8 protein-coding genes are annotated in these 13263 nt (G+C 69.6%); 4 read left to right on the forward strand and 4 right to left on the reverse strand.

The window, feature by feature from the left end; all coding sequences use genetic code 11:
- Window positions 1–46: 46 nt before the first annotated feature.
- From C8258_RS16485 to C8258_RS32630, 3 genes are all read left to right on the forward strand, one after another.
- Window positions 47–4825, forward strand: coding sequence for an ATP-dependent helicase (locus C8258_RS16485; protein WP_106955922.1), 4779 nt, complete (start codon window positions 47–49; stop codon window positions 4823–4825).
- A 41-nt stretch (window positions 4826–4866) separates the two neighbouring features.
- Window positions 4867–5673, forward strand: coding sequence for a DNA-formamidopyrimidine glycosylase family protein (locus C8258_RS16490; RefSeq protein WP_106955923.1), 807 nt, complete (start codon window positions 4867–4869; stop codon window positions 5671–5673).
- 120 nt (window positions 5674–5793) lie between these two features.
- Complete coding sequence (locus C8258_RS32630) at window positions 5794–5967, forward strand: hypothetical protein (RefSeq protein WP_157121695.1); 174 nt, start codon at window positions 5794–5796, stop codon at window positions 5965–5967.
- A gap of 19 nt (window positions 5968–5986) precedes the next feature.
- Here the strand turns inward: C8258_RS32630 and glpD are convergent, their stop codons facing one another.
- Window positions 5987–7735, reverse strand: a complete 1749-nt coding sequence (glpD, locus tag C8258_RS16495) for a glycerol-3-phosphate dehydrogenase (RefSeq protein WP_106955924.1) — start codon at window positions 7733–7735, stop codon at window positions 5987–5989.
- A 132-nt stretch (window positions 7736–7867) separates the two neighbouring features.
- On the opposite strand from glpD, the gene glpK reads away from it, so the two are divergent.
- On the forward strand, window positions 7868–9367 hold the full coding sequence (glpK, locus tag C8258_RS16500; RefSeq protein WP_106955925.1) for a glycerol kinase GlpK: 1500 nt from the start codon (window positions 7868–7870) through the stop codon (window positions 9365–9367).
- 10 nt (window positions 9368–9377) lie between these two features.
- On the opposite strand, the gene C8258_RS16505 is transcribed toward glpK, so the two are convergent.
- The 3 genes from C8258_RS16505 to C8258_RS16515 form a co-directional block, all read right to left on the reverse strand.
- Window positions 9378–10562 (reverse strand): PLP-dependent aminotransferase family protein, encoded by a 1185-nt coding sequence (locus C8258_RS16505; protein WP_106955926.1) that lies wholly within the window; start codon window positions 10560–10562, stop codon window positions 9378–9380.
- A gap of 111 nt (window positions 10563–10673) precedes the next feature.
- Window positions 10674–11870: a hypothetical protein gene (locus C8258_RS16510; protein WP_106955927.1), complete on the reverse strand. Its 1197-nt coding sequence runs from the start codon at window positions 11868–11870 to the stop codon at window positions 10674–10676.
- A 73-nt stretch (window positions 11871–11943) separates the two neighbouring features.
- Window positions 11944–13086: a hypothetical protein gene (locus C8258_RS16515; RefSeq protein ID WP_233225134.1), complete on the reverse strand. Its 1143-nt coding sequence runs from the start codon at window positions 13084–13086 to the stop codon at window positions 11944–11946.
- Window positions 13087–13263: the final 177 nt, after the last annotated feature.

Consider the following 13263-nt stretch of genomic DNA (forward strand, 5'->3'; position numbering starts at 1 on the left):
ATCGCCGCCCGGACTCGATGTCGGTGCCCGGGTGCAGACTGAACCCATGCAGCAGTTCTCCCGGCCGACCCAGGAGTGGTTCGACGGTGCGTTCCCCGCGCCCACGACCGCCCAGCTGGGGGCCTGGGAGGCGATCTCCGCCGGAGAACACACCTTGGTGATCGCGCCGACCGGGTCGGGCAAGACGCTGTCGGCCTTCCTGTGGGCGATCGACCGGCTCGCCACCCGCGAGCCCACGGACGGTCCGCAGCGCACCGCCGTGCTCTACATCTCCCCGCTCAAGGCACTGGCGGTCGATGTCGAGCGCAATCTGCGCGCACCCCTGGTGGGCATCACCCGCACGGCCGCCCGCCTCGGTATGCCCGCCCCGGAGATCAGCGTCGGCGTGCGTTCGGGCGACACCACCCCGGCCGACCGGCGTACCTTGCAGCGCCGGCCGCCCGACATCCTGATCACGACGCCGGAATCGCTGTACCTGATGCTCACCTCGGCGGCACGCGAGACGTTGTCGCAGGTCGGCACCGTGATCGTGGACGAGGTGCACGCGATCGCCGGTTCCAAGCGCGGGGCACATCTGGCCCTGTCGCTGGCCCGGCTCGACCAGCTCACCGAGCGGCCCGCCCAGCGCATCGGGTTGTCGGCCACCGTCCGGCCGCCGCAGGAGGTGGGGCGCTTCCTGGTCGGTTCGGCGCCGATCACGATCGTCTCGCCGCCGGCGCCGAAAACGTTCGACCTGTCGGTGCGGGTGCCGGTGGCGGATATGACCGAGCCGGGCGAATCCGATCAGCCGGGTTCGATCTGGCCGCATGTGGATGCCGCGATCGTGGATCTGGTGCTGGCGCATCGTTCGTCGATCGTGTTCGCGAATTCGCGGCGGCTGGCCGAACGCCTGACGGCGCGGCTGAACGAGGAATACGCCGAGCGCGTCGCCGAACCGGACGAGGCGGAGGAGGTCGCGGGACGCCGCGAGCACGCGCCGCCCGCACAACTCGGGTCACCGACCGAGGTCAATCACGGGGCGGCGCCGTTGCTGGCGCGGGCCCATCACGGTTCGGTGAGCAAGGAACAGCGCGCCATCATCGAGGACGACCTCAAGAGCGGCCGGTTGCGGTGCGTGGTGGCGACCAGCAGCCTCGAACTCGGTATCGATATGGGCGCGGTGGATCTGGTGGTGCAGGTCGAGGCGCCGCCGTCGGTCGCCGGCGGGCTGCAGCGGGTCGGTCGCGCCGGACATCAGGTGGGTGAGATCTCACGCGGGGTGATCTTCCCCAAACACCGCACCGACGTGATCCACTGCGCGGTGGCGTCGATGCGGATGACGGCGGGACAGATCGAGGAGTTGAAGATCCCCGCCCATCCCCTCGACATCCTCGCCCAGCAGACCGTGGCAGCCTGCGCGCTGGAACCGATCGATGTCGACGATTGGTTCGAAACCGTCAGGGGGACAGGCAGTTTCGCCGCCCTGCCGCGCTCGGCGTACGAATCGGTGCTGGACCTGCTGTCGGGCCGCTACCCCTCCGACGAATTCGCCGAACTGCGTCCGCGGCTGGTGTGGGATCGCGATGCGGGCACGTTGACCGGGCGTCCCGGCGCGCAGCGCCTCGCGGTCACCTCCGGCGGCGCGATTCCCGACCGCGGACTGTTCCCGGTGTTCATGGTCGGCGAAAAGGCCTCGCGGGTAGGTGAACTCGATGAGGAGATGGTCTACGAATCGCGAGTGGGCGATGTGTTCGCCCTCGGCGCGACCAGCTGGCGCATCGAGGACATCACCCACGACCGGGTTCTCGTGTCCCCCGCCTTCGGTCTGCCCGGCCGGCTGCCCTTCTGGCACGGCGACTCCCTCGGGCGGCCGGCCGAATTGGGCGCGGCCCTGGGTGAATTCGTCCGCACGGCCGGTCAGGCCGTCGAGCGCGCACCGGCCGGGCGGGTCGAGGAACTCGTGCGGGATGCGGGCGGTTTCGATTCGGCGCTCGACGGTGCGGCCCTCGACCCCAGCGGAAACGGCGCCACCCGGCGCACGCCCTCCCGCGCCCGCGCGGCAGCCACGGACTCCACGGCCGGTAGGAAGGGCGGTGAACTGGTCGAACTCGAACAGCTCGTCCATGCCGCCGGCCTGGACGATTTCGCGACCGCGAATCTGGTCACACTGCTGGCCGAACAGCGCCGAGCCACCGGCCATCTGCCGACCGACCGCACCCTGCTGGTCGAACGCTTTCGCGACGAGCTCGGCGATTGGCGGCTGATCCTGCACTCGCCCTTCGGATTACCGGTGCATGCGCCGTGGGCGCTCGCCGTGGGCGCGCGGCTGCGGGAGCGATTCGGGGTCGATGCCGCGCCGACCGCCTCCGACGACGGCATCGTGGTGCGGCTGCCCGATACCACCGACGATCCGCCGGGCGCGGAACTGTTCGTCTTCGAACCGGACGAGATCGACGACGTGGTGACCGAGCAGGTGGGCGGGTCGGCGCTGTTCGCCTCCCGCTTCCGCGAATGCGCGGCGCGGGCACTGCTGTTGCCGCGCCGGGATCCCGGCCGCCGCGCGCCACTGTGGCAGCAGCGCCAGCGCGCGGCCCAATTGCTCGATGTGGCAAGGAAATTCCCGGATTTTCCGATCCTGCTGGAAACGGTGCGCGAATGTTTGCGCGACGTCTACGATCTGCCCGCCCTGCGGGATCTGCTGACGAATGTGGCGCGGCGCAAATTGCGACTGGTCGAGGTCGAGACGGCCTCCCCCTCGCCGTTCGCCAATGCGTTGCTGTTCGACTACATCGGCCAGTTCATGTACGAGGGCGACAGTCCGCTGGCCGAGCGCCGCGCGGCCGCGCTGTCGCTGGACTCGAGCCTGCTCGCCGAACTGCTGGGCCGGGTGGAACTGCGCGAACTCCTCGACGCCGCGGTCCTCGAACTGACCGAACGCGAACTGCAACGGCTCACTCCCGAACGCCATGCCCGCGACGCGGAAGGGCTCGCCGACCTGTTGCGACTGCTCGGCCCACTCACCCCGGCCGAGGCGGCCGAGCGCTGCACCGCGGACCCGGGCCCGTGGTTCGCCGAATTACTGCAGGCCAGGCGGGTTCTGGAGGTGTCGTTCGCGGGATCGCGGTGGTGGACGGCGATCGAAGACGCCGCCCGGTTGCGCGATGCCCTGGGCGTCCCCCTGCCGATCGGCACGCCGGCGGCCTTCATCGAACCGGTCGCCGATCCGCTGGGTGATCTGGTCGCCCGCTACGCCCGCACCCACGCCCCGTTCACGCTCGACGCCGTCGCCCGGCGCTTCGGGATCGGCCCGGCCGTCGCCGCCACCGCACTGCATCGGCTCGGAGCCGAGAAGCGAGTGGTGGAAGGCGAATTCACGCCGGGTTCGGCCGGTGCGGAATGGTGCGACGCGCAGGTGTTGCGCCGGCTGCGGCGCCGTTCGCTGGCCGCCGCGCGCAAGGAGGTCGAGCCGGTATCCACGGGCGCGTTCGGCCGGTTCCTGCCGGCGTGGCAGCATATCGGCACCTCGACACTGCGCGGCGTGGACGGGGTGGCCGCGGTGGTGGAACAGCTTGCGGGCGTGCCGATTCCGGCTTCCGCGTGGGAGTCGCTCATCCTGCCCTCGCGGGTGCGTGACTACACACCGGCGATGCTCGACGAACTCACCGCCTCCGGTGAGGTGCTGTGGTCCGGTCACGGCGCCATCACCGCCAAGGACGGCTGGATCGCCCTGCATCCGGCGGATCAGGCGCCGGTCACGCTGGGGCCACCGCAGGAGATCGACTTCACCGACGTGCAGCTGCGGCTGCTGACGGCGTTGGGTGCGGAGATGACGGTGGCGACCGACGCGATCGCGCTCGACGCCGACGCCACGGCCGCTTCCGAATCGGGCGCCTCCGCCGGCAATCAGCTCGTCGCGGTGGCGGGCGGCGCCTATTTCTTCCGGCAACTGTCCGATGCGACCGGCGTGCTCGACGACGCGGCCGTCGCGGCGGCACTGTGGGAACTGGTGTGGGCCGGATATCTGTCCGGCGACACCTTCGCTCCGGTCCGGGCGCGGCTGGCCGGCACCACCCGCAGCACCACCGCCCATCGCACCCCGCGGCGCACTCCGCGCGGACGCATGTACCTGCCGCGACCGGCGATGCCGACCCGGACCGGCCCACCCGCCGTGGCCGGGCGATGGTCGCTGCTGCCACAGCGCCTGCCGGACAACACGATTCGCGCCCACGCCACCGCGGATCTGCTGCTGGAGCGCTACGGCGTGCTGACCCGCGGTTCGGTGCAGAACGAGGAGATTCCGGGCGGGTTCGCGCTGATGTACCGGGTGCTCACCGAATTCGAGGATCGCGGACGGTGCCGGCGCGGCTATTTCGTCGACACCCTCGGCGGCGCGCAGTTCTCCACCACCGACGTGGTGGATCGGCTGCGCTCCTACGATTCCGACCGGGCGGGCGCCGGCACCGGCCGGGTCGGCACGGTCGCACTCGCCGCCTGCGATCCGGCCAATCCGTACGGCGCCGCCCTGCCGTGGCCGAAGAACGCGGGCGAGGGCGCCGGACATCGCCCGGGCCGCAAGGCGGGGGCTCTGGTGGTCCTGGCCGCGGGCGAACTGGCCCTGTACCTGGAACGCGGCGGTAAGACGCTGCTCACCTTCACCGAAGACCCCGAAATCCGGACCGAGGCCGCGGCGGCGCTCGCGGCCCTGGTCCACGACCGCCGGATCGACTCCCTGGTCGTCGAACGCGTCGACGGGGAATCGGTGCACGGCAACACCTTCGCCACCTTCCTCACCGACGCCGGTTTCCACACCACTCCCCGGGGCTTCCGGCTGCGGAGCACAGCATGAGACCGGCCCGCCTCGTCCGCCGGCACCGGTGGTGAACGCCGATGCCGGAAGGAGATACCGTCTATCTCGCGGCGGCGCGGCTGCGGACCGCGCTGGCGGGAAAGACACTGACGCGCAGTGATTTCCGCGTCCCGCGCTATGCCACGCTCGATCTGCGCGGCAGCCGGGTCGACAGCGTCGGCAGTTACGGCAAACACCTGTTCGTGCGCACCGAGAAGCTCAGCATCCACACCCATCTGAAGATGGAAGGCACCTGGCGGGTCTACCGCCCGGGGCAGCGGTGGACCAAACCCGGATTCACCGCGCGACTGATTCTCGCCACTGCCGACACCGAAGCCGTCGGGTTCTCCCTCGGCCTGGTCGAGGTGCTACGCCTCGCCGACGAGCACACCGCCGTCGACCATCTCGGCCCGGATCTGCTGGGCCCGAATTGGGATGCGGCCGAGGCGGTCCGGCGGCTGCGCGCGGATCCGGAGCGGCCGATCGGACTCGCGCTGCTCGATCAGACGACCATGGCGGGAGTCGGCAACATCTTCCGCAGCGAGATCTGTTTCGCCGAGCGGGTCCACCCGGCCACCCCGGTCGCCGCGGTACCCGATCTCCCCGGGCTCGTCGACGCCGCACACCGCATCCTCGTCCGAGCCGCACACCATCCACCCCGGCCCGCGGTGGTCTACGGCCGCCGGGGTCAACCGTGCCCCCGCTGCGGATCGATGGTCCTCGTCCGCACGCTCGGCCCGGAAGCCGCCTCCGCCCCGGCCACCGAACGCGGGATCTACTTCTGTCCCCGCTGTCAGCCCGCCCCCGAGACGCCGGAACCGGGAGCGGCGGGCCGGACTCGCCGCTGACCGGGCACGAGCCGTGATGTTTGCCGATCAATAGCTCTATTTCTTTCGGCCGCTAACACTTCGGAGCGTGAATGCGACATAAGGGCGACACAGATCGTCACCGGTCGGGAAGCAGGGCAGATGACATATGCGAGCACCGCGATGCGGCGTAGCACACGGCTTGTCACCCAGCTGCTGATCACGGCCATCGCCATCGCGGCCACCGTCCTGTTCACCTATGCGCTGCAGCACTCGGTGAGTACGGGCCCGGTCCATTCCGGTCACACCTCGGCGCCCACGTCGACCGCCCCCTAGCCGCACACCGCGCGCGGCGCTATGCCTGAGGCAGCGGCACCGGCTCCAGGATCTCCGGGCGAGGTTCCGGTGCGGCGGCGCGCAGGGCGTCGGCCGACACGTCGTCGGGTTGGGTCTGGGACCGGATCTCGGCATCGACCCGGGCGTTGTACGTACTCACCTCGCGCCGGATCTGCTCCTCGTCCCAGCCCAGCACCGGCGCCACCAGCCGCGCCACCTCGTCGGCGCATTCGGTGCCCCGATGGGAGAACTCGATGGAGATCCGGGTGCGCCGGGCCAGGATGTCGTCCAGATGCAGCGCCCCCTCGGCGACCGCCGCGTAGACGGCCTCCACCCGCAGGTAACCGGGCGCGTCCGTAATCGGCTGCAGCAGTTCGGGTTTGCCCTCGGCCAGATCGAGGACATCGGTGATCAGGGAGCCGTACCGGTTGAGCAGATGTTCGATGCGGTAGGGATGCACACCGTAGGTCTGCGCCAGCTGCGGCGTCTGGTTGAGCAGGGCGAAGTAGCCGTCGGCGCCGAGCAGCGGCACCTTGTCGGTGATCGAGGACGACACCCGCTGCGGAATGTCGTGGACGGCCAGATCCACCGCGTCGTAGGCCATCACCCGGTAGGTGGTGTATTTACCACCCGCGATGGCGACCAGGCCCGGAGCGATCTGCGCCACCGCGTGCTCGCGCGACAGCTTGGAGGTCTCGTCACTCTCCCCGGCCAACAGCGGCCGCAGCCCGGCGTACACACCCTGGATGTCGTCCTGGGTGAGCGGGGTGACCAGTACCTCGTTGATCCGTTCGAGCAGATAGTCGATATCGGCCTTGGTGGCGGCCGGGTGGGCCAGATCCAGATTCCAATCGGTGTCGGTCGTACCGACGATCCAGTGATTGCTCCCCCACGGAATCACGAACAGCACCGAGGTCTGGGTGCGCAGAATCAGCGCGGCGTCACTGGCGATCCGATCGCGCGGCACGACGATATGCACGCCTTTGGACGCGCGCACATGGAATCGGCCGCGAACATGCGACAGCGCCTGCAGTTCGTCGGTCCACACGCCCGTCGCGTTGATCACCACATGTCCGCGGACCTCGGTCTTGCGCCCGTCCTCGCTGTCGCGCACCTTCACTCCGACCACCCGGTCGGCCTCCCGCAGGAAATCCACGACCTGGGTCGACGTGCGGATCACCGCACCGTAGTGGGCGGCGGTGCGGGCCACCGTCATCGTGTGGCGGGCGTCGTCGACCACGGTGTCGTAGTAGGTGACACCGCCGATCAGCGCGTCCCGGCGTACGCCGGGCGCCAGGCGCAGCGCTCCCGATCGGGTCACATGATGTTGGCCCGGAACCGATTTCGCTCCGCCCATGGTGTCGTAGAGCACCAGGCCCGAGGCGACGTAGGGCCGCTCCCAGCCGCGATGGGTCAGCGGGTAGAGGAAGCGCAGCGGTTTCACCAGATGCGGAGCCAAGGTCTTCAGGCTCAGCTCACGTTCCCGCAGCGCCTCGCGGACCAGCCCGAATTCCAGCTGCTCGAGGTAGCGCAGACCGCCGTGGAACATCTTCGACGAACGGCTCGAGGTGCCCGAGGCCAGATCGCGCGCCTCCACCAGGGCCACCTCCAGGCCCCGGGTGGCGGCATCGAGGGCGATGCCCGCGCCGACGACCCCGCCACCGATCACGATGACGTCGAAATGCTTGGCGCCCAGGCTTTCCCAGCTGGCCTCCCGCTGCTCGGGCCCCAGTTCGCCGGTGTGCTGACCGTGTGACTTCTCGTTCATCGCTCGACTTCCTCCGCACTGTTCGGTGGGATCGTCCTGCGTTACCCGTCGGTAATCGCTTTCACCCTAGTCCACCGCCGGGCGTGCGGCGATGTGATGCGCGGCGCGTGCGAGGTTTAGTAGCCTGCACGGATGCGACGCTTCGTGGCCGCCATCGACCAGGGGACAACCTCGAGCCGGTGCATCGTGTTCGACCGCTCCGGCCGCATCGCCGGCCTCGGGCAGCGCGAGCACGAACAGCTGTTCCCCCGGCCGGGCTGGGTCGAGCACGATGCCGAAACCATCTGGCGCAATACCGAACTCGTGATCGGTGCGGCGCTCGAGGATGCCGGGATCGGCGCCGACGACATCGCAGCGGTCGGGGTCACCAATCAGCGCGAAACCACCGTGGTCTGGGACCGTGCCACCGGCAGGCCGGTCGCCAACGCCATCGTCTGGCAGGACACCCGCACCGCAGCGCTGTGCGAGGAGCTGGCCGGTGACGTCGGCCCCGCGCGCTACGCCGACCGGACCGGGCTGCCGCTGAGCACGTATTTCGCGGGTCCCAAGCTGCGCTGGATCCTCGACAACGTCGACGGTGCGCGCGCCCGCGCGGAGGCCGGTGACCTGTGCTTCGGCACCATGGACAGCTGGATCCTGTGGAAGCTGACCGGCCGCCACCTCACCGACGTCACCAACGCCTCCCGCACCATGCTGATGAATCTCGAGACCTTGCAATGGGATTCGCAGATCTGCGCGGAATTCGGCGTTCCCGTCTCGATGCTGCCGCAGATCCACAGCTCCTCGGAGGTGTACGCCGAGATCTCCGCCGGTCCGCTCGCGGGGGTTCCGGTGGCCGGCATCCTCGGCGATCAGCAGGCCGCGACGTTCGGGCAGGCCTGCCTCTCACCGGGCGAGGCGAAGAACACCTACGGAACCGGCAACTTCATGCTGCTCAACACCGGTACCACGCCGGTGTTCAGCAAGCACGGTCTGCTGACCACGGTGTGTTACCGGCTCGGCGACCAGCCCGCGGTGTACGCGCTGGAGGGTTCCATCGCGGTGACCGGATCCCTGGTGCAGTGGTTGCGTGACAATCTCGGCATCGTCGAATCCGCGGCGGAGATCGAACCGCTGGCCCGCAGCGTCGACGACAACGGCGGCACCTACATCGTCCCCGCCTTCTCCGGTCTGTTCGCACCGCGATGGCGGCCGGACGCGCGCGGCGTGATCACCGGACTCACCCGCTTCGTCACGAAGGCGCATCTGGCCCGAGCGGTGTTGGAGGCCACCGCATTTCAGACCCGCGAGGTGATCGACGCGATGCGCGCCGACGCCGAGGCGGAGAATCTGGGCGTCGAATTGACCACCCTCAAGGTCGACGGCGGAATGGTCGCCAACGAACTGCTCATGCAATTCCAGGCCGACATCCTGGATGTGCCGGTAGTGCGGCCGGTGATCACCGAAACGACCGCGCTCGGCGCCGCCTACGCGGCCGGACTGGCGGTCGGTTACTGGTCCGGCACCGACGACATCCGCGCCAACTGGTCCGAGGACAAGGTGTGGCAGCCGACGATGTCCGACGCCGACCGCGATCACCTCTACGGCGAATGGAACAAGGCCGTCGAACGCACCTACGGGTGGGCGCAGTAGATTCGCCGCGCTACCCCGCCGCGTCGACCGCCCGGCCCAGCCGATCGACCGCGTCGGTGAGCACGGCCGCATCCGACGTGGTGAAACACATGCGCATCGAGCCACGGTAGGGCTGCGAGACCGCGAACGCGGAGCCCGGGACGTAGGCCACGCCGTGCTCGATCGCGCGCGGCAGCAGTTCGACGGTATCGGTGCCGTCGGTGAAATCGAGCCACACGAACATGCCGCCGGCGGCGTCGGTACTCACCATCCGGTCGCCGAAGCGGGCGCGAACCGCACTCACCAGGGCGGTGGCGCGCTCGCCGTAGATGCCGCGCACCTTGTCGAGGTGGGCGCCCAGCCACGGCTCGTCGGCCAGCAGGTCCGCGGCGATCTGCTGGGTGAGCGCCGAACCGCACAGATCGGCGCCCTGCTTCAGCAGTTCCACGCCGCGGCACACCGCGTTGGGAGCGATCATCCAGCCCACCCGCAGCGTCGGCGCCAGGATCTTCGAGGCGCTCGACAGCCGAATCACGTTGGGCGAGTAGGAGGCAACGGCCTGCGGCGCGGGGCGGTCGAACCACAGCTCGCCGTACGGATCGTCCTCGACCACCCAGAAGCCGTACCGTTCGGCCAGCGCCGCCAGTTCGCGCCGGCGCTGCGGGCTCAGCGTCACCCCGCGCGGATTGTGGAAATTACTCACCGTATGCACCAACGCCGGGCGTTCGCCGCGCTCGAGCAGCTCGGCCAGCGCGTCGACACGCATACCGTCGGAATCCAGCGGAATCGCCACGATTCGTGCCCCCGCCGCGCGGAACACCTGCAGCGCGCCGACGTAGGCCGGATCCTCGACCACCACGAGAGCGCCCGGATCGAGAAGCACCTCACCCAGCAGCGACAAGGCCTGCTGCGAACCGTGCGTGACGAAGATCTCCTCCAGTGGGACGGGCCGGCCCAGCCGCACCGACTCCCGGGAGGCGAGCACCTCGCGCAGCGGCCCCCAGCCCGCGGACTCGGTGTACTGCAACCGGGACGGATCGGCCAGCGCCGATTCCGCGGCGCGGGCGATGGCATCGCGCGGCATCAGCTGTTCGTCGGGCAGACCCCCGGCCAGGCTGACGATATCCGGCCGGGCGGTCAGCTTGAGCAGATCCCGGATCGCCGAACTCTGCAGACCGTCCAGTCGGCGGGACAGGGGTGGAGTATGCGGCGACATGGAGACCTCCGATAGCTGCGGATCATGGCAACTATCGCATATCGGTACCCAGAATATGAAATTGTTTTCCCAGATATTGAGATTACGGGACAGCGGGGCGAGCCCGCGCGATCAGCGCTGATCGATCGAGAAGACGAGGTTCTTCCCCTCGCGATTCACGGTCTTGACCAGCTGTTTGTACAGCGTGGTCGTACCGTCCGGCCGATGTTCGGTGAGGTCCACGTTGAACTGCTCCGGCGTGACCGTTTCCACACGCAAGCAATACGTGGTGCCCTGCGGGATCAGACTGTCGATCGCCTGCTGCATGGTCGAGGCGGTCGACACGTTCGACGCGTCCGGCGCGACGAAGTCGTGCGCCTTGGCACCACTACGGTCGGCATAGAACGCGTGCTGGAATCCCAGAATCGCCGCGGCTCCGCTGTTCGTGTCGCCGGGGCCGTTGCCGATCACGACATTGCCGTCGGTACGTGCCGGACAGCTCAGCGCGGCCACCGACGGCGGTGACGATTTGCCGCCGGCGACGGTTCCGTCGCCATCGCTGCTGCGCGTCGCGAACACGATGATCAGCACCAGCGCGATCACGATCACGACGGCACCCGCCGCACCGGCCAGGATCATCGGAATGTTGCGGTCGGGCCGGGCCTCCGGCTGCGGCTGCCCGAGGGGCCGCGACGGCACGAGCTTCTTCGCCAGCTCGTCGTCGTCCCACAATGAACCCGATTTCTGCTCGGCGCCGCCGCGCGGCACGGTGAGCTTCTTGGCGAGTTCGTCGTCGTCCCAGAGCGATCCCGGGGTTTCCCGCGGCGGAGTGGGCGGAAAGCCGGAATCGTCTGCGCGCCACCAGGTTCCACGATCGGCCTCGGCACCGCCGGCGTCGGGGTATCGCACCGTCTCCGGGGCGCGCGGTGCATCCGGGGCGCGCGGCGGCTCGGGCATGCGGCGTGTCTCGGGCGCGGGCGTCCGAACGGTCTCGGGTGCGGGCGTCCATGTGGCGTCGGGCGCGGGCGCCCGCGTGGTGTCGGCCGCGCGCGGCGCCTCCGGTGCCGGATGGCGCACGGTTTCCGGCGCCGCGGTCGAATCCGGCGCACGGTACTGCGGGGGCGGCGGCGGGACGGACGGCGTCGCGGGGGCGTCGGCGGGCTGCCAGCCCAGTGTGGGACGTTCCGGTTCGCCCACCGGCGCCCAGCCGATCGCACCCGTTTCACCCGTCGGCGGCCCGAAATCGTTCAGCGGTGGTCCGAATCCGGAAACCGGCGGGCCGAATCCCGACTCGCCTTCGTCCCGGTCCTGATCGTCGCCGGAGGCCATCACCCGTTCCTTCCCCGAGACACACGCGTGGGGCGGTCGCGAACGACCGCCCCACGCGTCGATTCAGTCTGTATCAGTACTGGACCGTGCCACCCCACTGTGTGGTCGCACCAGCGACATTCACCGTTTGCGGAGCGAAATCACCCTGCGGGAGTCTACCAATCTGAGCGGCCGCATCCAGTGCTGCGGCGCCACCGGGCTGCTGCTTGATCCAGCCCTCGACGGCAGCCTTGGCCGCATTGGCCTCGGTGGTGTCGACGTAGTTCTCGGACTTCAGATCGTCGAAGCCGGTGGCGTGGGTGTACGAGGTGACCTTGATCTTGTTCGCCTCGACGAACTCCACCGACACACCCGCGTCGCCCACTCCGTTCGGAGTGCTGTAACCCACCGTGCCGACATATCCGTCGAGGTTGCTGAAGTGGTGGGTGTTGGCCACGTAGCCCGGCAGCAGTCCGCCGCCGTCGACGTTGGCGCCGACCTCGGTGTGCGGGCCGTTCATCTGGACGACCGGTGCGGCCGGTGCGGCCTGCAGGCTCGGCGAGGTCCACTGCGCCTGCTGCGACGGGGTCGAGTTGCCCTGCTGGCTACGCAGCGTGTCCGCGTTGCCGCCGTTCTGCGACTGCGGCTTGTTCGGAGTGCCGACGGTCTGGTCCGGCGACTGCTGACCCGGCTTCAACTGGTCGGCCTGACCGTTCGGGGTGGGCTGGTCCGGAACGACGGCCGGCTGCACCTGGCCACCCTGACCCGGAACCGGCAGCGGCGCGACACGCGGGGTGGTCACACCCGGCTGCGTCGGCGAGGCCAGGTTCTGGTCCGGCTTCGGCGTGTTCTGGTTCGGGGTGGTGACACCCGGCTGCGGGGTGGTCACGCCCGGCTGGTTCGGAGTCGTGACACCCGGCTGATTGGGGGTGGTGACGCCCGGCTGCGGATTGCCGTTGCGCTGAGGACCGTTCTGCTGGGTCCCGTTCTGCTGGTTGTTGTTCTGCTGCGGCCCGTTCTGCTGCGTGCCGTTCTGCGGAGCGTTCTCCTGCGTGCCCGGCGCGTTCTGACCCTGGCCGTTGTTGTCGCCCTGCGCGGGTGCCTCGTTGGTGGCGCCCGGCTGCGCCGGAGTGGTCGGCACGCTCGGCTGATCGGCCGGCGCCGCACTCGCCGTACCCGACGCGAGGATGGTCGCCACGGCGGCCGCGGTGGCCAGTGGCAACGACGTCGTGGCCATCGCTCGCTGCGCCCGACTCGGCTTACGATGTTTCACTGTCTCGCAATCCCTTTCCCGAGCTCGGCCAGTGCCATCGACCGACGAACGCCGCTCGACGGGGCCGTCTCCATTGGTCCCTCATCGATGTCCGGCCCGCACCCTGCTGCGGTCCGCGAGCCGCTCGCGGATTCCCGGCCC

The organism is Nocardia sp. MDA0666 (assembly GCF_003023875.1).
GTDB classification, from domain to species: domain Bacteria; phylum Actinomycetota; class Actinomycetes; order Mycobacteriales; family Mycobacteriaceae; genus Nocardia; species Nocardia aobensis.

Coding starts and splice junctions, on each gene's coding strand:
- C8258_RS16505 (WP_106955926.1), bottom strand. CDS start 10,562: ATGTCGCCGCATACTCCACCCCTGTCCCGCCGACTGGACGGTCTGCAG.
- glpK (WP_106955925.1), top strand. CDS start 7,868: ATGCGACGCTTCGTGGCCGCCATCGACCAGGGGACAACCTCGAGCCGG.
- C8258_RS16490 (WP_106955923.1), top strand. CDS start 4,867: ATGCCGGAAGGAGATACCGTCTATCTCGCGGCGGCGCGGCTGCGGACC.
- C8258_RS16485 (WP_106955922.1), top strand. CDS start 47: ATGCAGCAGTTCTCCCGGCCGACCCAGGAGTGGTTCGACGGTGCGTTC.
- C8258_RS16510 (WP_106955927.1), bottom strand. CDS start 11,870: ATGGCCTCCGGCGACGATCAGGACCGGGACGAAGGCGAGTCGGGATTC.
- C8258_RS16515 (WP_233225134.1), bottom strand. CDS start 13,086: ATGGCCACGACGTCGTTGCCACTGGCCACCGCGGCCGCCGTGGCGACC.
- C8258_RS32630 (WP_157121695.1), top strand. CDS start 5,794: ATGACATATGCGAGCACCGCGATGCGGCGTAGCACACGGCTTGTCACC.
- glpD (WP_106955924.1), bottom strand. CDS start 7,735: ATGAACGAGAAGTCACACGGTCAGCACACCGGCGAACTGGGGCCCGAG.